This is a genomic window from Streptomyces sp. NPDC058470 (assembly GCF_042721055.1).
In the GTDB taxonomy this organism is placed as follows: domain Bacteria; phylum Actinomycetota; class Actinomycetes; order Streptomycetales; family Streptomycetaceae; genus Streptomyces.
In genome coordinates, this window is record NZ_JBHXMF010000015.1 from 18,796 (window position 1) to 39,346 (window position 20,551).

The following is a 20,551-nucleotide window of genomic DNA, read 5'->3' on the forward strand; positions in this document are numbered from 1 at the left end:
ACAACGATTACCGTCTCGGCGACCGGCGTCAGGACGCGAGAACCTCGTCGAGCAGGGCCTCGGCCTTGTCCTCGTTCGTGTTCTCCGCGAGGGCGAGCTCGCTCACCAGGATCTGCCGGGCCTTGGCGAGCATGCGCTTCTCACCGGCGGAGAGTCCACGCTCGCGCTCACGACGCCACAGGTCACGTACGACTTCCGCGACCTTGATGACATCGCCGGAGGCGAGCTTCTCCAGATTTGCCTTGTAACGACGTGACCAGTTCGTGGGCTCCTCGGCGTACGGCGCGCGCAGCACCTCGAAGACCCGGTCCAGTCCGTCCTGACCGACCACATCACGCACGCCGACGAACTCCGCATTGTCCGCTGGCACACGCACCGTCAGGTCGCCCTGGGCGACCTTCAGCACCAAGTAGGTCTTGTCCACGCCTTTGATCTGGCGAGTTTCGATGGCCTCGATCAGCGCGGCCCCGTGATGGGGATAGACCACGGTGTCGCCAACCTTGAACGTCATGTGACAGGTACCCCTTCCGTGGCTATCCAGCGTAACACGGAAACGGCGTCTTCTGAATGGCGTTTTCGCAGGTCAGGGCATATCTCGGGGCTTGACAACCGCAACAGGAACGTGCTGCGAGGGGCGAGCGCAAGAGGGTATTCGCAGGTGGGAGCCGCTGTCCAGGGGAAGTGAAACCCGCACGTTACACACCCCCGAAGCACCTGACCAGGGTCTGAACGTCCCGTTTTGTCCGGACCCAAGAGCTCGACTTCCGCTACTCCGTTCGGTGACCGGAGTCGGGTGCGGGGTGAATCCGGAATTGATCACGACTGTCGATGAACATCAGCTGATCCAGTCGGTGAACTGCCGATGATCTACTGATGATCAATTTTTCTGGACAGCCGGACATTCCCTGTGTGAAATCCGCAAGCGGCAGTCAGTGGCAGTTATGTGAATGGCGGACGAGTACGCCCTCAAAGGAGCAGAAGCGACGGAGGAGCCTGGCGTGACGGGCGGGGCGCGCGCACGGCGCACGAGAGCCCGTCGGTGCGTAGGGGCGGGTCGGGTGCGGCGGCGTGGGAACGGCTCGGTAACCTAAGGCCGCTGACAGACCCTTAGGGCGGCTTTACAACTGAGCCGCTCTGTTTCTTCCCACGTTCAAGGAGTTGCCGCAGCCGTGAGCAGCAGCCTTCGACGCGGCGCTCTCGCCGCCGCCGCCCTAGCGTTCTCGATCGCCTCACTCGCCGCGTGCGCCGCAGGCAACAACGCACAGACCCTGGAAGTGAAGCCGGACAACGCCGCGACTTCCGTTGGCAGCATCAAGATCCAGAACGCCGTCGTCATCACCCAGCCCGACCTGGAGGCGACGGGCCCGGCCGCGATCTCGGCGACCGTGTTCAACAACGGTGACTCCGCGCAGACGCTGGACTCCATCACCGTCGCCGGCAGCGGCAAGACCGCCAAGATCAAGCCCGCCAAGGGCACCGGCAAACTGACGATCCCGGCGGGCGGCTACGTCATCCTCGGCGGCAAGGACAACGCCGCCGCGGTGCTGGCCAGTGGCAACGACGCCATCACGGACGGCAACGCCCAGAAAATCACCTTCAGCTTCAGCCAGACGGGTGATGTGAGCCTGCGCGCGTTCGTCGTGCCGGCCGACAGCTACTTCGCCGGGTGGGGCCCGAGCGCGGTGCCCGCGACGCCGGACGCCACGGCCACCGCGAGCACCGAGCCGTCCGCCTCCACGTCCGCCTCGGTCTCGGAGTCGCCGTCCGACACCGCGTCGGCCACCCCCACCGACTCGGCCTCGGCGAGCGTGACGGCCTCCCCCACGGAGTAGTCGGCCGCCGACCGAGCCACGCACGCACGAAGGGCGGGACCCCGAGGGGTACCGCCCTTCGTCGTGCGCAAGCAGTCGACGCGAGAGAGCCGACGTAGGGGAGTCGGCGGAAGAGACCCGACGTGTGGGAGTCGGCGGAAGAGACCCGACTCAGGAGACCCGACGTACGAGAGACGACCGACGTACGACATCGCTGTACGAGGTCGCTGTACGAGGTCGGTTTACGGCTCGAACTTGTATCCCAGGCCGCGCACCGTCACCAGGTAGCGCGGTGCCCCCGGGTCGGGCTCGATCTTCGCTCGCAGACGCTTGACGTGGACGTCGAGCGTCTTGGTGTCACCGACGTAGTCGGCGCCCCATACGCGGTCGATGAGCTGCATACGGGTCAGGACGCGGCCCGCGTTGCGCAGGAGCATCTCCAGGAGGTCGAACTCCTTCAGCGGGAGGTCGACCTTGGAGCCCGAGACGGTGACCACATGGCGGTCGACGTCCATCCGGACGGGCCCGGCCTCCAGAGCGGCCGGGCTGGCCTCCTCCGGCTCCCCGCGGCGGCGGAGCACGGCGCGGATACGGGCGACCAGCTCGCGGGAGGAGAAAGGCTTGGTGACGTAGTCGTCAGCCCCTATTTCCAGTCCGACGACCTTGTCGATCTCGCTGTCCTTGGCGGTGACCATGATCACCGGAACGTTGGAGCGAACGCGCAGCTGACGGCAGACCTCCGTGCCGGGCAGGCCCGGCAGCATCAGGTCGAGGAGGACGAGGTCGGCGCCGTTGCGCTCGAACTCGTCCAGTCCGTCGGGCCCGGTGGTCGCGATGGCGACCTCGAAGCCCTCCTTGCGAAGCATGTACGACAGGGCGTCGGAGAAGGACTCCTCGTCCTCGACGACGAGCACACGGGTCACGGAAGGACCTCCGGGGCAGGAAGCGGGTCATACGGGGATGTGACGGTGGTCGTCCCGTCGGTGGGCTGCTCGTCCTCTTCGTCGAGGCCGGGCATGTGGTGTGTGGTCACGCGGTCGCGGGCCGCACCCGCCTCCGGCAGCCGCAGGGTGAACGTGGAGCCCTGACCCTCGGCACTCCACACCGTGACCTCCCCGCCGTGCGAGGCGGCCACGTGTTTGACGATCGCGAGCCCCAGCCCCGTACCACCAGTGGCACGGGAACGGGCCGGGTCGACGCGGTAGAAGCGCTCGAAGACGCGCTCCCTGTCCTTCTCGGAGATGCCGATGCCCTGGTCGGTCACGGCGATCTCGATGAGGTCTCCGCCGGGCCCGGTCACCCGGCGCGCGGCTATGCCCACCCGGGTACGGGCGGGCGAGTAGTTGACGGCGTTCTCCACGAGGTTGCCCAGGGCGGCGGCCAGCTGACCCCTGTTGCCCCAGATTCTCAGGTCGGCGGTGCCACCCGCGGCCATGGTGATCTGCTTGGTGCCGGCCTGGTGGCGGCAGCGGTCGACCGCCTCGGCGACGAGGTCGTCGGCCCGTACCGGCTCGGCGTCCTCCAGAGGGTCGTCGTTCTGGACCCGGGAGAGGTCGATGAGCTCCTGTACGAGGTTGGTGAGCCGGGTGGCCTCTATCTGCATCCGCCCGGCGAATCGTTCCACCGCCTCCGGGTCCTCCGAAGCGTCCATGACAGCTTCGGAGAGCAGGCTGAGCGCGCCGACGGGGGTCTTGAGCTCGTGGCTGACATTCGCGACGAAGTCGCGCCGTACGGCCTCGATGCGCCGCGCCTCAGTGAGGTCCTCGACGAGGAGGAGTACGAGCCGGGAGCCGAGCGGCGCCACCCGGGCGGAGACCGCGAGGGCTTCCCCGCGTCCCGTCCCCCTCCGCGGCAGATCCAGCTCCACCTGCCGTATCTCCCCGTCACGGCGGGTGTCACGTGCCATCTGGAGCATCGGTTCGACGGCGAGTTTGCCGCCGCGCACCAGTCCCAGGGCGTACGCGGCCGAGCTGGCCTTGACCACGGCGTCCGCCTCGTCGAGTACGACGGCGGAGGAGCGGAGCACGGACAGCACCGTGTCCACGCCGGGCGGAAGCACTGGATCCGTATGCAGCGAGGTGCGGGTAGGGCGTTTCAGGTCGCGCTCGCTCCAGCGGAACGCCAGCATGGCGATGACACCGGTAAGCACTCCGGCGATCGCTGCCGCTGCGGCGACCGCCGCGTTCACGTCCATGCCTCCAGGTTAGGCATGTCGTCAGCCCGGGCCACAGCCATCCGGGTGCGACCTCGAACACTCGTCGCCCAGAGTTCACCCAGGAGCCAGTGATGGTTCATTTGGGGGGCCGGAAACGGACGCGTACAGGCCGGACCGTGGGAGCGTGGGGTTCACGGGGCCTGTTCGGTGGCCAATTCCGCTGGTCAGGATCCAGCCTCCGGAACCCCGAAGCTGACGTGAGAGAGGGACAACCTGATGCGGGACGCGTACCACGAGGAACTTGACTCGATCGGCGAGGGCCTGGTCGAGATGGCCCGGCTCGTCGGGTCGGCGATCGGACGCGCCACGACGGCCATCCTCGACTCCGACCTGAAGCTCGCGGAGAGCGTGATCGCCGCCGACGAGAAGGTCGACGATCTTCAGCACGAGCTGGAAGCCCGGGCGATCGCCCTGCTGGCCCGCCAGCAGCCGGTGGCGACGGATCTGCGGATCGTGGTCACCTCGCTCCGTATGTCGGCGGACCTGGAGCGCTCCGGCGACCTGGCCCAGCACGTCGCGAAGCTGGCCCGGCTGCGCTTCCCCGAGCGGGCGATCCCGCACGACCTTCACGCCACCATCCTGGAGATGGGCCAGCTCGCCCAGCGCCTGATGGCCAAGGCGGCCGAGGTCATCATCACCAAGGACGTCGACCTCGCGCTCCAGCTGGAGTCGGACGACGACGAGATGGACCTGCTGCACCGCACGCTCTTCCAGCACCTGCTGGACGACAAGTGGAAGCACGGCATAGAGACCGCCGTGGACGTCACCCTCCTGGGCCGCTACTACGAGCGCTTCGCCGACCACGCGGTGTCCGTCGCCAAGCGCGTCGTGTTCCTCGTGACGGGCGAGCACGCGGACGAGATCCAGCCCGACATTCAGCCGGTGACGGGGGTCGAGGGGGCCTGATCCGGCCCCGGTGCCTGGCTCGTCCCGAACTCCGGGCCGCACTCCGGGGGCGCGCGAAAGACTCGGTGCGCCGAGCATGCGCCGTTGATGCGCCCGCCGGAGTGGGCATGAAATGGGCGACAGGAGCTGTGCGGTGCAGCGTGCCTCGCACACCTCGTGCCTGAAGGAGGGACCCATGGCCGAATCCCCCAGCACGCCCGACCCCACACAGGACAGCGACACCCAGCAGCCCGCCGAGATCAAGAACCTTCCACTGTTCGGCGCCTGCGGCTGCGGCTCGGGGTGCGGATGCGGATGCCAGTCCGGCAATCCCTGCCAGTGCGGCTGATCGCGTAGACACGTACATATACGTACGTAGAAGAGGTCCCGTCGTCATGACGGGGCCTCTTTGCGTGTGCTCGCCTCGTGTGCCCTCGCCCTGGGGTGCCGGGAACCCCGGAAGGGGGCGGTCCGTTGCGAACTAAAGGAACGGTAAAGCGAGTTACTGAGTTACTGCGTTGCTGAGTTCGCAGTTCGCGGAGTCCCACCCCCACTCTTCACGGAGGCCTGGAACCATGACCCAGAACCACCGTCCCCAGCCGTCCCGGCGTGCCGTTCTCGGCGGCGCCACCGTCGCCGCACTCGCGGTGGCGGCCGGTACCGGCGCCGGCACGGCGAGCGCCGCCGCTGCCACCCCGGAGGCCTCGTGGCCGACCGAGTTCCCGCTTCCCGACGGCTTCCTCCCCGAGGGGATCACCATCGGCAGAAAGCCGTACGCGTACATGGGCTCGCGTGCGAACGGCGCCATCCTCCGCACGGACCTGCGCACCGGCGAGGGCGAGGTCATATTCGCGGGCGGCACCGGCCTGGTGTCCGTCGGCCTGAAGCTGGACGACGACGGCCTGCTCTACGTCGCCGGAGGCACGGGCATCGCGCGGATCCACGACTCCCGCACCGGCGAACTGGTGACCACGCACCAACTGACGGAGGCGACAGGCCACTTCATCAACGACGTCATCCTGCTCGGCGACCGCGCCTGGTTCACCGACTCGCGCGACGCGGTGCTGCACGGCGTACCGCGCGGCCGTGGCGGAGCGGTCCGCGCCCTGCCGCTCACCGGCGACTGGGTCCAGACACCGGACGTGAACAACGCCAACGGCATCGTCGGCACCCCGGACGGCCGCGGCCTGATCGTCGTCAAGAGCAGCCCGGGCGAGCTCTACAACGTGAACCTCAAAACCGGGTACGCCACCAGGATCACGCTGGTCGGCGCGGAGACCGTCGTCAACGGCGACGGCCTCGTCCGCATCGGCCGCACCCTGTACGTCGTACAGAACCGCCTCAACCTCGTCACCGTGTTCGATCTCGACGCCAAGGCCACCACCGCCACCCTGCGCCGCACGATCACCGACCCGCGCTTCGACGTACCCACCACGGCCGCCCGCTTCGGCAACCGCCTCTACCTCGTCAACGCCCGTTTCACGAGCCCGCAGTTGCCGGACACGACGTTCAACGGCGTGGCTGTTCCGCTCTGATCCCTCTCCGGTCCCACCCTGCCCCCTGTCTGATCCTCCCCGGAGAGTGGGGCGGGGCGGGTGCGGCCCGGCGGGGCCGGGCCGCGGCTGCCTTCTCCGCCGTCCCCGGTGCTTCTGAGGCGCCTGAGCCTGCTGTTACTCTCATGGCGCTGTGCATGGGGGGCAGCTGGGGGGCTGGACATTTTCGCAGCACCGTCGACGCGCGCCTGATCGGCCGCCGCCATCCCGTCACGCCTTTTCTGTTCGGCATCCCAGGAGGCGACGATGGCCCGTCGTACTACCGCCCGTGGCGTCGTCGCCGCGTTGGCAGTCCTAGCCGTGACCGCCGGTCCCGGCCCGCTCGCCGTCACGGCCGACGCGGACAACGGTGTCGGGGACACCAACGCCGTGAGCGGCACCAACAGTGTCAGCGGCACCGCCCTCGCGGCGGAGAAGGTCTTCCAGGCGGACCGCTACATACCGCGCAAGGACCGGATCCACACCGCAGGACCCAGCGGCTATCTGCATGCCCAGGAGGGGCGTTCCGGTTACCTGTGGACGTCGTACGACACCGGTACGACGACCGAGTTGGGCGACCTGGCCCGACTCGAACTCCCCGCATACCTCGGATCGTCGTCCGACGTCGTGGCCGATGTCGTCTCGCCCACGCAGAAGGTCGTCCTCAGGGACCTCTCCGCCGGTACCGCCACGGACGTCGCCCTCACCCACGGCACGTACTGGGCGACCCTCGGCACCCATGTGCTGACCCAGGCCCGGGACACCGCAGGCAACCGCGTGCTGTGGCTCTACGGCGACGGCGCCCCCGCCGACGGCACCCTCGTCGACGGATGGCCGACCGGAATCACGACCAACTTCACCGTCCTGGGCGGCGACAGCGGCAGCGCCGTCATCGGCTATGCGTCGGCGAACGGCGAGCGGCACCTGGCGCTGGTGGACCTGGCCGCCGCGAGGGTCACCGGCGATGTGGTCGTCCCTGCCGCCCCGACCGGCGTCGCGCTGAGCGCGGACCGGCTGGTCTGGTGGTCCGGCAGCACGCTGGCACACGTCCTGGACCGCTCCGACCTCTCCGCCGCGGAGACGACGGTGACGCTGCCCAGCACGGAGGGCGGCACTCCGTACGTGGGCATCGCCGGGCGCTGGCTGGTGGTGGCCCGTTCCGTGCCGTCGGGCTCGCACGACCTGGCCAACGACTCCGGCGAGCGGCTGATGGCCGTCCCCCTCACGGGCGGTGACCCGATCACCCTGCTCCGGCACGCGAACAGTTCCCTCGTCACGGCACCGGACGGCAGCCTGCTGGCCGTCGGCGGCGCCGACGCAGGGCACTGGGCGGTACGCCGGGTCACCGACACGGGGGCGGACACCCCGACGCTGACAGAGCTGACCGCCGTACCGTCGGTGCCCGCGAGGATCGACCGGCTGTCGTTGCAGAACGGGACCCTGGCCACCGACGAGGCCGACAGCAGCTTCCTGGGCGCCTACTACACGCGGCGGATCGCCGCCGACGGAACGCCGGGGGCGCCGACCTGGGGAGACTGGGACGGCTTCGACGTGGGCCCGTACACGACGGGGGACGGTCGCGCGGTGACGTTCACGGCCGACTCCGACCCCACCGTCGGCTCGTACGTCGGATCCCTCGACAAGACCGACGAGGCCGGCTTCTTCTATTTGCCCTCGGCCGCCGGAACCGTCCTCGACATCACCGGCCGCTACGCCATCGTCAACGGCTCGTCCCCCGCCAAGCAGTACGTCGGCGACCTCGGCGTCTACAGCGATCTGCAGCCCATCCTCACCCGCTCCGTCACGGCCGCCTCCGTCTGGGGGACCAGCCTGTGGACACCGGGTTCCGGCACCGGTGTCGTCACGGCCAGGGACCTCAAGACCGGTAAGACCACCGAAACCGTCAGCACCGGCGCTCCGTGTGCCCCCAAGGAGCTCCAGGCGGTGGGCCGTTGGATCTACTGGTCCTGCGGCACCGCCTCGACGGCGGGCGTCTGGGACCGTACGGCGAAGAAGAACATCCCCGTCCCGTCCGGCGAGGCCCTGCTCGGTGACGGCTACCTCGTCCGGCACGACACGTCCGCAGGGGCGCTCCTGCTCACCGATTTCGCCGACGGCACCGCGGCCACCCGCAAGATCGGCGACCTCGCGGCGGGCGCCTCCAGTCTGCGCGGGGTGACCTGGACCGTGGACAAGTTCGGCGGACCCGCGGCCTACGTCGACGCGGACCAGCGAATCCACCTGGTGCCCAGCGAGGTGGCCACCCAGCGGCTCGCGGTCACCGAGTCCGAGGTGACCGACAACGCGGAGGAGAGCGACTCGGCCGGCAGCCCGTGGTGGCAGTGGCGCGGGCTGCTCTCCAAGCCCGCCGCCTCCTGGACGGCCACGCTCACCAGCAAGACCACCGGCGCCGTGGTCCGTACGCTCTCCGGCGGAGAGGTCAGCGGCAACCTGACCGCGCGCTGGGACACGCGCGACACCAAGGGCGCGTTCGTCCCCAACGGCACGTACACCTTCAAGCTGACGGCCCCGCCCGCCGACGGTTCAGGAACGCCGCTGACCGTGTCCCAGACGGTGAAGGTGTCCAACGGAGCCGCCGTACGCCACGACTTCACCAACAGCGCCACCTGGGCACCCGACGGAACCGGCGACGCCCTGACTCTCAGCTCGTCCGGCGTCATCAGCTACCGGCCGGGCAACGGAACGGGCGCCCTCGGCGCCGGCGTGTCGGCCTCGGGATGGCCCTCCTCCGTGACGCCGGTCCCGTTCGGCGACCTCAACGGCGACCGCCGCAACGACGTCCTCGTCCGGTTCAGCAGCGGCGAACTCCGGGTGTACCGGACCAGGCGCGGGCAGGCCTTCACCACGAGCACGCCGTACACCTCGCTCGGTAAGGGCTGGAACCAGTACGACGTGCTGACCTCGCCCGGCGACGTCAGCGGCGACGGCCGCCCCGACCTCATCGCCCGCAACTCCGCCACGGGAGCCGTCTACCTCTACAAGGGGACGAGTTCCGGGAAGCTCTCGGCGCGCGTGAAGCTCTACGACAACTGGAAGACGTACAAGAAGATCGTGGGCGTCGGCGACCTCAACGGCGACGGTGTCGGCGACCTGATCGCCCAGGACAAGTCCAACAACCTGTACCGGTACTTCGGCACGGGCAAGGGCACCTTCAAGGCGCGCGTCAAGCTGTTCTCGGCCTGGGGAGGGTCCTACAACACCATCGTCGGCGTCGGCGACCTCACCGGCGACGGCAGGACAGACATCATCTCCCGCGACACCTCCGGCAACGTGTGGCGCAACAACGGCAACGGCAAGGGCTCCTTCGGCGGCCGTACGAAGATCGCCACCGGCTGGCAGGCGTACAAGGGCGTGTTCTGACGTCTGCGGGGGACGTGCCGTTCGCGAGGAGCTCGCGGGGTATGCGGCAGGCAACAACTGATCATCTAGGACAGCAAAGAAGGCCCGGGTCGATGACCTGGGCCTTCTGTCATGGAGCGGATGCCTTCGGCGCTAGAGGCCACGAAGCGCCTCGTAGAGATTGTCGTGGGCGCACCAGCAGCCGATACTGCCGTCGTCGTTCAGACTGCCCATGTACCAGTCGTCGTCGTTGACCGGCTTCACCAGACACAGTCCATGGAACCCCAGGACGATGTCGGGGCAGAGCCGTTCGTCCTGTGCCGCCGGCCAGCCCAGCCACGTCACGACACGATCGGTGTCGAGAACCGTGGCCTCCCGATCGCCGGAGACCTTGCGGATCTCCTCCAGAGTCCACCCTGCCGGTAGCTGCCCGTCTGCCATCCGACCCATGATGACAGCCACCGCGGTAGCCGAGCTGCTGCCCTGGCACCCTCGTTCTCTTGAGAAACGTGAGCCGGCACGCGTATCGCGCGCAGGTCGACCTCTGTTGTCCGAGGTGGTCGGGCCCCTTGTGCCGACCGGAATTCAGACCTCGACCGCAGAGCGCCTCAGGCGTTTGTAGGGGGAAACAGAACATGCGCGTGAACAAGAAGATGGCCGCCGCGGCTTCTGCGGTGGTGATGATGTCCGGTCTGCCGACCATGGCCGGATCCACCACCGCCGGTGCCGCGGACGGCTGCACCACCGACAACAGCGGGACCGCCCGGTCGGCGACCGGCGGCCGCGGCCAGCTCTTCGAGCGGGTGAACGACTCCGGGGACAACACCTGCGCCTGGGGCCGCGTCACCAACGGCGCCACCGGCACGCACGTCCGGGTGGACCGCAGCGGCGACGGCGGCCGCACCTGGGATCCGCAGCTCGGCCGACGGGAGGTCCACTCGGGAACCAGCGTCCACTCCGAGGCCTGGCGCGACCGCAACGGCCAACTGACGCGGGCCTGCGGCGACTCCGGCTACAACACGACGATCACCTGCACCGGCTGGTACTAGGCCGCGCCCGCAGCCCGCTGGAGAGCATCCGAGAGGGCGCTGTCCTGCTCCTCGACCGCCCTGAGATACCGAACACCCGACATGTCTGGCGCATGTGGCTTTCCGGCACTGCCACGTGATGGCCCACTGCGCACGCTTTCCAACTCGTAGACGTACAGGGGCGCCGGACTGGGTGAGCGCGATCCCGCGGTCGTCGTTGAAGCCGCTTGAGTAGGCGTACTCATGCGTGGTGCGGGCTGAGGCCGCATGCTGCGTTCCATGCGGATGGCAGAGAATTGGCGACAGCCGGGACAGTGGTGGAAATGAGACGTCCGAGCAAGCCGTCGACCGGTCAGCAGGTGGGAGTCAGTCTGGCGCTGCTCCTGGTCGACCTGATGGTGATCGCTTGGTTGGTGTACGGCTACGGGATCACAGGGTGGGCCGACAGCTACGACGAGTCCAATCCACCGGATGCGCCTCAGTTCGCTCGGCAAGCGATGTGGTTCCTGGCCGGGGGTGCGGTGCTGACCGGCGGTGGTCTGCTTGCCCTGGGATGGCGCATCTCCGGCACCGTGCAGCTACTGCTTCTCGGCGGCGGAGCGGGATTGTTCGCCCTCGGCACCGCGCAGTGACACGGCGGCCGCGGTGCGCGCGGTCGCTATGGCTCGGCGGAGTCTCAATGGGGGCAAGTCAACTGTCCGTCGGCAACCGCGGTTCCGTCGGTTCCTGGCCGAACGGGACGGGAAGGGCACGGGCACCGCTTCGGCAGCAGCGGGACTCCTTAGGATGGTCGTGGGGGCGGAGCTGTAGCGCAGAGGTCGTCGCGCGCGGTCTCCAAAATCGCGAGGACGCCGGTTCGAATCCGGCCGGTTCCGCCTTCTCGCCGTATCCGGCGCGTCTGCCGTTGCCAGACGGTACTGGTGCGAGCCCCATGAGTCGCTGAGCCAGGTCGCGCAACCCTGCAGCATTGGCCGCAATGGTGAGGTTGATCCGCCCGCGATCGCGCACGGTGGGGGCCACTTCCCCGCACCAATGGCACAGATGCCGGTCACGATCCCTTATCGCCCCCATGGGTTCGAGTGTGAGCGAATCTGACTGGATCCCAGTAGGGCGCGTTTTAGCCTCATTCAGCGGTCACGTGCACGCGATCATCCAGGGTGGTGATGAGCTCCGGGGCTGACCGGGACCCTGAGGTGATACCACTTGACGCGAACTTCGGGCGCGTTGATGCGGACTTCGGGCGCGACGGTCGCCGAGGTCTCCCGGTCCGGACACGAGGATGCTGGTCGACTCGGGACGGTCACCTTTGGACGCCACGGTCGGTGTACTTCCGTGCTGCACCTCGGCCGGCCGGTAAGAGCCGTAGCCGCAGGCTGGTCAGCGGGAGACTTCGGCAACTTGCCTACACTGCGGCCGTCGATTTCCAGGGAAAGGACCTTCGCTTCCAAGCGGTGTCCAAGCGGTGTCCGAGAGGGGGAGAGGTCACTGTCACCGTCCAACTGCCGTCCGGCGAAAATTCCTTCACTTCCAGAGGTTCATGGGTTCGCTGGATACGGCAGCGATGTAGACACCACAGCCCTGAGCCAGGCCGATCACCTGCCCACCGAACACGTACGCCCTGTCTTGTGGTGATGTCGAGCCGGTCACCGATCAGATGCCGGCAGACGCCCTCGAACTCGCGGCATGATCAGAGTCCCTTAAACCGACCAACAACCGTCAGAATTTGCCCACTTGACGGCACTGCTCATATGATTCGATCATGAGCAATTTGCTGAAGACGGGGGCGGTGGCGGCTGCATGTGCCGCGCTGCTGATAGCAACGTCCGGTTCCGCACAGGCGGCCTCGTGGGAGGTCAAGAACATCCAGCAGGACGAGACGCTCGGCAATGGCCCTGTCATCGGGTCGGCGAAGTGGACCGACACCGGTGACAAGCTGAAGGTGTGTGACAAGCGCGCGGACGGCCATTCGGTGATGGTCTACGTCGTGAACAAGGGCGGCACCACGCCGCTCTTGAAGGTGCGGGCGTTGAGCAATGGCAAGTGCGCCACCGGCACCAAGAACCTGAACGAGAACAAGACCTACGAATGGTGGGTCTCGCACGGCAACGACGGTGACGACATGGTCTGGATGGGCAAGCCGTAGTGATCAACTGACTGTTGCCAGGAGCTTGGCGAGACGCTCGGCCGGGGTTTCCCGGTCGAGCGTTTTGCGTGGGCGGAGCGGACGCGCCGTGACGCACCATTCGCTTCAGCCGCATCCTCAGCGGTTCGATGTGCCGGTGGTCGACGGTCTCCTCGACCTGCTCGCACATCTGCTTGGCCCGCAGCGGCGCATCCGTGCCGGCCAGCAGGACGAACACAGGCCAGTCGCCCTCTGCGGGCCGAGCCGCAGATGATCCAGTGCCGAATTTTCTTTACGAGAAGGCTCGTAAGCGAATCAACGAACATATCGTTTGACGCAGTACTGAACTTGAAATCGTGATGTCGGGCCGGCGAAGTGCGCGGCGTCTGGGCGCTGCTTGGGCAGACCGGCCGGATACTGCGGATCGACAGGACGATCCAGTGAACGTGAGACTGGACAGATGACGAGACGATCTCCCGCTTCCGGGGATGTTCAGGCCATTCTCTTCGACTCCGGTGGTGTGCTGATGCGTCCGATCGGAGGCCGCTGGAACCCGCGTGCGGACTTCGAGGAGACCGTCCTCGCTCACGATCCGTCGATCACGAATGACCGGTTCGCCGCGGCGATCGCCGCCGGGGACCGGTTCTTCGCCGCCTTGTCCTCGACCCCCGACTACGACAACTACCACCGTGTGGTGCTACGCAACCTCGGGACAGAGGCCACCTCACAGCTCCTGGCCGATCTGCGTCGTGAAGTCCCCGTGGACAGAGTGCTGGAGCTGTACCCGGACGTGACGAACACCCTGGAGGAGCTGAGCCGGCGCCAGGTGCGGATGGCCGTGGTCTCCGATGCCTGGCCCGACCTGCCCGGCCTGCACACGGCACTGGGCATCCACCACTTCTTCGAGGCGTACGCAATCTCCGCCGAGCTGGGCTGCAACAAGCCGGATCCGCGCATGTACCACCACGCCAGCACGGCGCTAGGCCTGCCCCCCAAGCAATGCCTGTTCATCGACGACGATCCCGACCTGGTTCAAGCGGCCATCGACCTCGGTTATGCGGGGCGCGCGATCCGCCGGGACCGTCCGCTCCCGGACGTTGCGCCCGTCCCGTCCATCGCGACTTTGACGGAACTGCTGGAGCTTTTCTGACCAGGCTTTCACTCAAAGGTCCAGAGTGAGTCCGGCACTGAACTTGATCGGGTGATGTCGGGGCCGTTCGCCTGACGTCGGCCGTTCGGGTTCGGTAAGGCAAGGAGCGTGAGGTACGCACACGGTGGCGGGTTGACCGACGCGGAGAGAGCCATGCGGGAGGCAGTTGCGGCTGCAGTCCGTTTGGCGGTTGAGGGCAGGCAGAAGAAGGTGAGATCGCTGCCGTCCTGCGTCAACTACGGTGATCCGTGCCCAGGTCCCCGCTGTTCCCGGTGAGTCCCCGCAGGTTCTGGCACGCGAACAGTACGACTCGCCTCCGTCTTCGCACGAAGTTTTATGGGCGGGGGCTGATCTCTTGACGTCTGAGCCTCAAAGCCGTTTCAGGTTGTGGTCCAGGATCGCCCTGAGCCGATCCACGTCCGCGAGATCCTGGCCTCCCCTCTTGGGCAGTACCGCGACTCCGACCGCGCGGTCGCCGCCCAGCAGCACGAAGAGCCCGGGTGTCTCCAGATACTCCCGGAACGCCGTCCACTCGATGGTGAGAGACGCCCGCTCGCCGGTGATGGCCGTGCCCTGGCCGTCGGCCACCATGCGGCACTGCCCGTACGTCTCCATGACGCTGAACATTCGGCGGGCCATGGTGCGCAGCCCTCGTACAGCACCCCAGGACGTGGCTACCACAACGAGCACCAGCGTGATGATCAACACGGGCAGCGTGGCATCTTGGACGATCGAGAAGACGACCCCAGCGACTACCGCGATCAGCGGCCCCATAAGCAGCTGAGCCCGGGCCGCCGGCGACCGACGGGCTCGCGCACGGAGCGCCTCCTCGAAGTCCGCAGCCGTCAGCCGGTAGTTGAATTCCACGGCGGTACCACGGTCCGCGCCTTGTTGTGAGGAATCCCCGCCCTTGGTGTCCATGACAGAGATCCTAGCGAAGGTGCCTCGGCCAGATCGGGCCGCCGTGCCAAGATCGGCAGACGCCCCTTCTCCACTCCTCGCGGCCCGGATCACGTTTCAGCAGTACGCGGAAAGCGGGGTTGCCACGGAGGGCATATCTGGCGTGCGTCTCTGAACGAGGAGGTGGAGAAGCGGGCGTCGGCTTCGGCCGGGGTGATCCCCGAGCGGGAGCAGGGCGAGTCGTACGCCGCGTCCCGCGAGAACGGCATGCAGGCCCTCCGCCACTTCTACGCCTCGACGATCCGCCGCCGCCCGGCCCGGTCGCGTACGAGATGCAGGACGACCGACAACGCCGCCGCCAACTGGCTGTGCAGCGCGGCCCGGTCGAGCCCGGCGACCGTGCTCAGCCCCTCCAGGCGGGCCGGCACCTGCGCTGCCGCGTTCGTCTGCACCATCCCGCAGCCACCCTCGTGGCCGGTGTTCAGCGCCGCCAGCAGGGACACGACCTCCGGCCCGCGCACCTCGCCGACGACCAGTCGGTCCGGTCTCATCCGCAGGGCCTGCCGGAACCAGGTCCTGGAGTGCGACGAGCCCGACGCCCTCCAGCCGGGAACGGACGAGCAAAGCCGTGGCAGGCGGCTACCTCCGACAGCTGAACCCCGGGCCGTGACATCCACGGGCAGTCCGGCAAGATGCTCGGGCCTTGTCATTGGGGAGGGAATCCATGGACTCGACGGACGACGTCATCGACTTGATCTGCCTGGCCGACAGGCCGGGAACCAGCGGGCACAGCGTCGCCGTGCGAGTGCTGGGGCGCTCGCAGCCCGGCATCCTGCTCGGCCATGACTTCCTCGACTGCGAGATCGTCCTCGTGGCGGAGTCCCTCAGCGCCACCCTCTCAGTAACCCTCCTCCCTGAGGACCTGGAGGACTGGGAGGACGCCCTGGCGACCTTGGAGTCGCAGCGATTCGCCACATGGCTCACCTCCGGACGGACTCCGTCCTTGGAGTTCAAGCCCGACGGCCACAAGCGAATGTCGGTTTCCGTGCACGACGGACCTGCCTCAGGGGTCACCGTCACCCTCCCGTTGTTCGTGCTGCCGACGGGGTGGGTCGGCGAACAGCGGGCCCTACTCACCCACGTACTTGACGTCTATCCCCGCGAGGTCATCGAGACGTCATCCGGCGCCTACGTATGGCGGCGCGACAGAAACACCTGACGGCCCGGCGAGCAGCTCACGAGTCAGGGAGGACCCCAGTACAGCAACAAGCCCCCTACCAGCGGAAAACCCGCAGGTAGGGGGCTTGTCGGCGACTGCTTACTTCTTCTTGCCCTGATTCTTGACCGCCTCGATCGCGGCCGCTGCGGCGTCCGGGTCGAGGTAGGTGCCGCCGGGGTTGAGGGGCTTGAAGGAGGCGTCCAGTTCGTAGGCGAGGGGGATGCCCGTGGGGATGTTCAGGCCCGCGATGTCGGCGTCGGAGATGTTGTCGAGGTGCTTGACGAGGGCGCGGAGGGAGTTGCCGTGGGCCGCGACCAGGACCGTACGGCCGGTGAGGAGGTCGGGGACGATGCCGTCGTACCAGTAAGGGAGCATGCGGACGACGACGTCCTTCAGGCACTCCGTGCGGGGGCGGAGCTCCGGCGGGATCGACGCGTAGCGCGGGTCGGCCGACTGGGAGAACTCCGTGCCGTCCTCAAGGGCGGGCGGCGGCGTGTCGTACGAGCGGCGCCAGAGCATGAACTGCTCCTCGCCGAACTCGGCGAGGGTCTGGGCCTTGTCCTTGCCCTGGAGGGCGCCGTAGTGGCGCTCGTTCAGGCGCCAGGAGCGGTGGACCGGGATCCAGTGGCGGTCCGCGGACTCCAGTGAGAGCTGGGCGGTGCGGATCGCGCGCTTCTGGAGCGAGGTGTGGACCACGTCGGGCAGCAGGCCGGCGTCCTTGAGCAGCTCACCGCCGCGTACTGCCTCCTTCTCGCCCTTCTCGTTGAGGTTGACGTCCACCCAGCCGGTGAACAGGTTCTTCGCGTTCCATTCGCTCTCGCCGTGGCGGAGGAGGATCAGCTTGTACGGTGCGTCGGCCATGGCTCCGAGCGTAATCCAACCCGTGGGGCCGTGAGCCCCGGGGCCGTGGAGCGGACGGCGGACAGGCAGTGGAGCGGACAGTTGACTGCTTCTGTTAATTGAGTGGCCATGCGAGGGCCGTCATTTGTAAGTTACGCCTACCGCCCGAGCCGCTTACATCCGTGGGGTCCCGATGCCAATCGCCGTCATGAGACGTGCCGTCCGCGAGAGCGTCTCCGGACTCCCCCGCGAGTTCTGGTGGCTCTGGACCAGCACCCTCGTCAACCGGCTCGGTGCTTTCGTCGCTACCTTCATGGCCCTGTACCTGACCATCGACCGCGGCTACTCCGCCTCGTACGCCGGTCTCGTCGCCGCCCTGCTCGGCCTCGGCAGTGTCGTCTCCTCGCTCGGCGCGGGCGTGATGACCGACCGGCTCGGGCGACGGCCCACGCTGCTGATCGCACAGGTGTCCACGGCGGGCTCCGTCGCACTGCTCGGGTTCATGCACGGCCCGGTCGCCATCGCGAGCGTCGCCTTTCTGGTGGGGGCCACGTCGAACGCCTCGCGGCCCGCCGTGCAGGCGATGATCGCCGACATCGTGCGGCCCGAGGACCGCGTACGGGCCTTCTCGATCAACTACTGGGCCATCAACCTCGGCTTCGCCGTCTCCTCCGTGGCCGCCGGTTTCATCGCCGAGTTCAGCTACCTCGCGGGCTTCCTCATCGAGGCCGGAATGACCCTCGTCTGCGCACTCGTCGTCTTCGCGAGGATCCCGGAGTCCCGACCGGTCCAGGTCGCCAAGGAGACCGCGGACAAGGACGGTGTCGGGCTCGGGACCGTGCTGCGCGACCGGCGTTTCATGACCGTCGTCGGCCTGTCCTTCCTCGTCGCCGTCGTCTTCCAGCAGGGGTCCGTCGGCCTCCCGGTCGCGATGGGCGAGGCCGGCTTCACCCCGGCCGACTACGGCATGGCGATCGCCGTCAACGGCGTGCTCATCGTCGTTCTGCAGATCCCGGTCACCCGTTTCATCGAGCACCGGGATCCCAAGCGGCTGCTCGTCATCTCGTCGATCCTCGCGGGGTACGGCTTCGGGCTCACCGCCTTCGCCGGGTCGGTCGGCGTCTTCGCGCTCACCGTGTGCGTGTGGACCCTGGCGGAGATCGTCAACGCGCCCACCCAGACGGGGCTCGTCGTCCGGCTCTCCCCGGTACACGGCCGCGGCCGTTATCAGGGCATGTACACCCTGTCCTGGGCCCTCGCCTCGCTCGTCGCACCGTTGATCTCCGGCCTCGTCATCGACCGGTTCGGCGCGGAGTGGCTGTGGGGGCTGTGCGCGGTGGTCGGGACGGTGGCGGGGGTGGGGTACGGGGTGATGATGCGAAAGCTTCCGGCGGAGGAGTCGTGGGCCATGGCAACGGCCACGGCCACGGCCACGGCCACTCCCTCGTCCGTCACCGCGAAGGCGGAGGGGGCCGGCCCCCTCCGCAACCGTGCCGGCACGACTGCGGGAACCGACACGGTTGCGTAGGCCCGCACGACTGCGGGAACCGACACGACTGCGGGACCCCGCACGACGGCAGGAACCGACACAGTTACGGAAGCCCGCACGACGGCAGGAACCGACACGACGGCAGGACCCCGCACGGCTTGAGCCAACGCACACCCCCCACCTGGGTCCCCCACCCACCCGGCATGAGTACGCATGCTCATGTCCCCCCGACCCCCCGCCGCCACGCTGGACGCATGACGAATCGGGGAACGCTTCCGACCGCCGCCACCGTCCTGGTCGCGGCCGTGCCGGTGGCCGCATGGGGGCTGATGGGACAGCAGAACTCCACGGAGCTGCCTGCCTCGCAACTCGACTACGCCTTCCAACCGTTGGGGATCTCGGACGGGCCGGCCGGCGTGCTCGGCGCGACGGCCCTGCTGCTGGCGGGAGTTGGCGCGGCGCTGCTCGTACGGGCCTCGCGGAGCGGCGGGCTGGACAAGCGTTGGTGGGGGGTACTGGCGCCGCTGGTCATGGCCGGACTGCTGGTCGGGACAGGCTGGCGAATCCTGACGGCGGGTGTCATCGGCGCCAATATCGGTGCCGGGCTGGTCGTCTTCTTCATGGTCCCGGCGGTGGCCGGGCTGGTCCTTTGGGCGCTGGGCCGCGGTGTGTGGCTGGCGACCCGTCGCCCCACAGGAGGCCAGTGGTCGGGTTTCGCCCCGCGCGGCGCATAGCTTCAGCGATGCTGAACCAGACGCGACACCCATCGCGTCCCAGGTGTAGGCGCCTCAACTCCCTTCCTGGGAAGACCACTTACCGGCCCGGGGCACAGCCCGCCCCCGTATGGCCGCACCGCCCGCCGACCACGCCGAACACGCCGACCCGAAAGGAACACAGCCATGGCCACACCTCTGACCGCTGCTGAAACCCTCGCCGCGTTGAAAGCCGAAGGCCTCGCCTTCCACGAACACAGCGGCTGGAAGACCCACAACCGCGAATCGGCGACGGGTAAGCAGTTCGGCCCTGTGATCGGCGTGCTCATCCACCACACCGCGGGGCACAACGACAAGGAACTCTGCTACAACGGCAGGTCCGACCTTCCCGGCCCGCTCTGCCACGCCTGGCTCGGCAAGACCGACGGTCTGTGGCTGATCGGCCACGGCCGCTCCAACCACGCCGGGTCCGTCGATCTCGACGTACTCAACGCGCTGCGCGAGGAAGCCCCGCTCCCGAAGGACAACGAGGCCAACTCCGACGGCAACGACGTCCTGTACGGCCTGGAGATCGAGAACCTCGGCAACGGCAAGGACCCCTATCCGGACGCGCAGTACCGCAAGGCCGTGCTGTGGGCCGCGGCCCTGTGCCGGGCCCACGGCTGGACCGAGAAGTCGGTCGCCGGGCACAAGGAGGTCCAGCCCGGCAAGATCGACCCCAGCTTCGACATGGACGACTTCCGGGCCGACGTGAAGAAGCAGCTCGCGGAGACGCCCGTCAAGAACACCCCGGCCAAGCCGGGCAGCCCCAAACCCACCAAGCCCAGCACCGGTACCGCGTCCAAGCCCCGTGTCGATCTGTCCCTGCTCATCGGCGCCGCGAAGAAGGACCCGGCCGCCAAGCAGGGCCACGTCAGCTACATGACGGGCACGAACCTCACCGAGGCCGCCCTGGTCAAGCTCGGCTACCTCGCCAAGACCTACTCGGGCGACGGCTCCTTCGGCTCGAAGACCGTCGCCGCGTACGCCAAGTGGCAGCGCCACCTCGGCTACACCGGCGACGACGCCAACGGCATCCCCGGCAAGATCACCCTCAGCAAACTCGGCTCCCAGACCGGGCTGTTCACCGTCGTGGCGTGAGGCGGGGCGAGTACGTCCCCGGTGCGTGGTGACTTGACGCCCACGTACCGGGATTCGTTACGTCGACGAGTGCATGCCAATACACCCCCCTCACCAACCTGAGAGACCCGGAGCCCGCGAGCCCGCGAGCCCGCGAGCCCGCCCCGC

The 20,551-nt window shown here is 68.0% G+C and carries 19 protein-coding genes, 1 tRNA gene and 1 pseudogene; 14 read left to right on the top strand and 7 right to left on the bottom strand.

Translation table 11 applies throughout. From position 1 onward, the window contains the following. Positions 1-28 precede the first annotated feature (28 nt). Complete coding sequence (locus ACFWP7_RS13330) at positions 29-511, bottom strand: CarD family transcriptional regulator (protein ID WP_003953493.1); 483 nt, start codon at positions 509-511, stop codon at positions 29-31. A gap of 658 nt (positions 512-1,169) precedes the next feature. Between ACFWP7_RS13330 and ACFWP7_RS13335 the strand changes: the two genes are divergently transcribed. Beyond that, positions 1,170-1,832: a DUF461 domain-containing protein gene (locus ACFWP7_RS13335; protein WP_384380684.1), complete on the top strand. Its 663-nt coding sequence runs from the start codon at positions 1,170-1,172 to the stop codon at positions 1,830-1,832. Positions 1,833-2,053: 221 nt separating this feature from the next. Here the strand turns inward: ACFWP7_RS13335 and ACFWP7_RS13340 are convergent, their stop codons facing one another. Both ACFWP7_RS13340 and ACFWP7_RS13345 read right to left on the bottom strand, forming a co-directional pair. Then, positions 2,054-2,734 (bottom strand): response regulator, encoded by a 681-nt coding sequence (locus ACFWP7_RS13340; RefSeq protein WP_384380687.1) that lies wholly within the window; start codon positions 2,732-2,734, stop codon positions 2,054-2,056. Beyond that, positions 2,731-4,005: a sensor histidine kinase gene (locus tag ACFWP7_RS13345; RefSeq protein ID WP_384380690.1), complete on the bottom strand. Its 1,275-nt coding sequence runs from the start codon at positions 4,003-4,005 to the stop codon at positions 2,731-2,733. The genes ACFWP7_RS13340 and ACFWP7_RS13345 overlap by 4 nt, the downstream gene beginning before the upstream one ends. A gap of 237 nt (positions 4,006-4,242) precedes the next feature. On the opposite strand from ACFWP7_RS13345, the gene phoU reads away from it, so the two are divergent. The 4 genes from phoU to ACFWP7_RS13365 all read left to right on the top strand — a co-directional run bounded on the left by phoU (position 4,243) and on the right by ACFWP7_RS13365 (position 9,824). Next, positions 4,243-4,932, top strand: a complete 690-nt coding sequence (phoU, locus tag ACFWP7_RS13350) for a phosphate signaling complex protein PhoU (RefSeq protein WP_384380693.1) — start codon at positions 4,243-4,245, stop codon at positions 4,930-4,932. Positions 4,933-5,107: 175 nt separating this feature from the next. Further along, entirely contained in the window at positions 5,108-5,260 is a 153-nt protein-coding gene (locus ACFWP7_RS13355) for a hypothetical protein (RefSeq protein WP_365445923.1), read from the top strand. A gap of 226 nt (positions 5,261-5,486) precedes the next feature. Further along, positions 5,487-6,446 carry an SMP-30/gluconolactonase/LRE family protein gene (locus tag ACFWP7_RS13360; RefSeq protein WP_384380696.1) on the top strand — a complete coding sequence of 320 codons (960 nt, stop codon included), beginning with the start codon at positions 5,487-5,489 and terminating at the stop codon, positions 6,444-6,446. Between the two features lie 264 nt (positions 6,447-6,710). After that, a complete protein-coding gene (locus ACFWP7_RS13365; RefSeq protein WP_384380699.1) occupies positions 6,711-9,824 on the top strand; it encodes an FG-GAP-like repeat-containing protein in 3,114 nt (1,037 codons plus the stop codon). A gap of 132 nt (positions 9,825-9,956) precedes the next feature. On the opposite strand, the gene ACFWP7_RS13370 is transcribed toward ACFWP7_RS13365, so the two are convergent. Beyond that, positions 9,957-10,244, bottom strand: coding sequence for a hypothetical protein (locus ACFWP7_RS13370; RefSeq protein WP_384380702.1), 288 nt, complete (start codon positions 10,242-10,244; stop codon positions 9,957-9,959). Between the two features lie 194 nt (positions 10,245-10,438). On the opposite strand from ACFWP7_RS13370, the gene ACFWP7_RS13375 reads away from it, so the two are divergent. The 5 genes from ACFWP7_RS13375 to ACFWP7_RS13395 all read left to right on the top strand — a co-directional run bounded on the left by ACFWP7_RS13375 (position 10,439) and on the right by ACFWP7_RS13395 (position 14,103). Continuing rightward, on the top strand, positions 10,439-10,852 hold the full coding sequence (locus ACFWP7_RS13375; RefSeq protein ID WP_384380705.1) for a hypothetical protein: 414 nt from the start codon (positions 10,439-10,441) through the stop codon (positions 10,850-10,852). Positions 10,853-11,154: 302 nt separating this feature from the next. Continuing rightward, positions 11,155-11,463 (top strand): hypothetical protein, encoded by a 309-nt coding sequence (locus tag ACFWP7_RS13380; protein ID WP_384380708.1) that lies wholly within the window; start codon positions 11,155-11,157, stop codon positions 11,461-11,463. Between the two features lie 168 nt (positions 11,464-11,631). Next, positions 11,632-11,706: transfer RNA gene (locus ACFWP7_RS13385), tRNA-Trp, on the top strand. An 884-nt stretch (positions 11,707-12,590) separates the two neighbouring features. Continuing rightward, on the top strand, positions 12,591-12,974 hold the full coding sequence (locus tag ACFWP7_RS13390) for a hypothetical protein (RefSeq protein WP_384380711.1): 384 nt from the start codon (positions 12,591-12,593) through the stop codon (positions 12,972-12,974). Between the two features lie 439 nt (positions 12,975-13,413). After that, positions 13,414-14,103 carry an HAD family hydrolase gene (locus ACFWP7_RS13395; RefSeq protein WP_384380714.1) on the top strand — a complete coding sequence of 230 codons (690 nt, stop codon included), beginning with the start codon at positions 13,414-13,416 and terminating at the stop codon, positions 14,101-14,103. 369 nt (positions 14,104-14,472) lie between these two features. Here ACFWP7_RS13395 and ACFWP7_RS13400 read toward each other — a convergent pair whose 3' ends face one another. Further along, the gene (locus ACFWP7_RS13400; RefSeq protein WP_384380717.1) at positions 14,473-15,024 is read right to left on the bottom strand and encodes a YcxB family protein; all 552 of its coding nucleotides are present in this window, start codon (positions 15,022-15,024) and stop codon (positions 14,473-14,475) included. Positions 15,025-15,296: 272 nt separating this feature from the next. Continuing rightward, positions 15,297-15,606, bottom strand: a pseudogene (locus tag ACFWP7_RS13405) (ATPase, T2SS/T4P/T4SS family); the annotation flags it as partial. A gap of 121 nt (positions 15,607-15,727) precedes the next feature. Between ACFWP7_RS13405 and ACFWP7_RS13410 the strand changes: the two are divergent. Further along, a complete protein-coding gene (locus tag ACFWP7_RS13410) occupies positions 15,728-16,222 on the top strand; it encodes a DUF5959 family protein (protein WP_384380720.1) in 495 nt (164 codons plus the stop codon). 99 nt (positions 16,223-16,321) lie between these two features. Here ACFWP7_RS13410 and ACFWP7_RS13415 read toward each other — a convergent pair whose 3' ends face one another. Further along, positions 16,322-17,083 (bottom strand): phosphoglyceromutase, encoded by a 762-nt coding sequence (locus ACFWP7_RS13415; RefSeq protein ID WP_384380723.1) that lies wholly within the window; start codon positions 17,081-17,083, stop codon positions 16,322-16,324. A gap of 172 nt (positions 17,084-17,255) precedes the next feature. On the opposite strand from ACFWP7_RS13415, the gene ACFWP7_RS13420 reads away from it, so the two are divergent. The 3 genes from ACFWP7_RS13420 to ACFWP7_RS13430 all read left to right on the top strand — a co-directional run bounded on the left by ACFWP7_RS13420 (position 17,256) and on the right by ACFWP7_RS13430 (position 20,404). Then, positions 17,256-18,590, top strand: coding sequence for an MDR family MFS transporter (locus tag ACFWP7_RS13420; RefSeq protein WP_384380726.1), 1,335 nt, complete (start codon positions 17,256-17,258; stop codon positions 18,588-18,590). 215 nt (positions 18,591-18,805) lie between these two features. Then, entirely contained in the window at positions 18,806-19,285 is a 480-nt protein-coding gene (locus ACFWP7_RS13425) for a hypothetical protein (protein WP_384380729.1), read from the top strand. Between the two features lie 165 nt (positions 19,286-19,450). Further along, on the top strand, positions 19,451-20,404 hold the full coding sequence (locus ACFWP7_RS13430; RefSeq protein ID WP_384380732.1) for an N-acetylmuramoyl-L-alanine amidase: 954 nt from the start codon (positions 19,451-19,453) through the stop codon (positions 20,402-20,404). Positions 20,405-20,551 lie beyond the last annotated feature (147 nt).

Bases quoted from the DNA above. Each gene is read 5' to 3' on its own strand.
- ACFWP7_RS13330 (WP_003953493.1), bottom strand. From the start codon at position 511: ATGACGTTCAAGGTTGGCGACACCGTGGTCTATCCCCATCACGGGGCC.
- ACFWP7_RS13345 (WP_384380690.1), bottom strand. From the start codon at position 4,005: ATGGACGTGAACGCGGCGGTCGCCGCAGCGGCAGCGATCGCCGGAGTG.
- phoU (WP_384380693.1), top strand. From the start codon at position 4,243: ATGCGGGACGCGTACCACGAGGAACTTGACTCGATCGGCGAGGGCCTG.
- ACFWP7_RS13355 (WP_365445923.1), top strand. From the start codon at position 5,108: ATGGCCGAATCCCCCAGCACGCCCGACCCCACACAGGACAGCGACACC.
- ACFWP7_RS13360 (WP_384380696.1), top strand. From the start codon at position 5,487: ATGACCCAGAACCACCGTCCCCAGCCGTCCCGGCGTGCCGTTCTCGGC.
- ACFWP7_RS13365 (WP_384380699.1), top strand. From the start codon at position 6,711: ATGGCCCGTCGTACTACCGCCCGTGGCGTCGTCGCCGCGTTGGCAGTC.
- ACFWP7_RS13370 (WP_384380702.1), bottom strand. From the start codon at position 10,244: ATGGCAGACGGGCAGCTACCGGCAGGGTGGACTCTGGAGGAGATCCGC.
- ACFWP7_RS13375 (WP_384380705.1), top strand. From the start codon at position 10,439: ATGCGCGTGAACAAGAAGATGGCCGCCGCGGCTTCTGCGGTGGTGATG.
- ACFWP7_RS13380 (WP_384380708.1), top strand. From the start codon at position 11,155: ATGAGACGTCCGAGCAAGCCGTCGACCGGTCAGCAGGTGGGAGTCAGT.
- ACFWP7_RS13390 (WP_384380711.1), top strand. From the start codon at position 12,591: ATGAGCAATTTGCTGAAGACGGGGGCGGTGGCGGCTGCATGTGCCGCG.
- ACFWP7_RS13395 (WP_384380714.1), top strand. From the start codon at position 13,414: ATGACGAGACGATCTCCCGCTTCCGGGGATGTTCAGGCCATTCTCTTC.
- ACFWP7_RS13400 (WP_384380717.1), bottom strand. From the start codon at position 15,024: ATGGACACCAAGGGCGGGGATTCCTCACAACAAGGCGCGGACCGTGGT.
- ACFWP7_RS13410 (WP_384380720.1), top strand. From the start codon at position 15,728: ATGGACTCGACGGACGACGTCATCGACTTGATCTGCCTGGCCGACAGG.
- ACFWP7_RS13415 (WP_384380723.1), bottom strand. From the start codon at position 17,083: ATGGCCGACGCACCGTACAAGCTGATCCTCCTCCGCCACGGCGAGAGC.
- ACFWP7_RS13420 (WP_384380726.1), top strand. From the start codon at position 17,256: ATGCCAATCGCCGTCATGAGACGTGCCGTCCGCGAGAGCGTCTCCGGA.
- ACFWP7_RS13425 (WP_384380729.1), top strand. From the start codon at position 18,806: ATGACGAATCGGGGAACGCTTCCGACCGCCGCCACCGTCCTGGTCGCG.
- ACFWP7_RS13430 (WP_384380732.1), top strand. From the start codon at position 19,451: ATGGCCACACCTCTGACCGCTGCTGAAACCCTCGCCGCGTTGAAAGCC.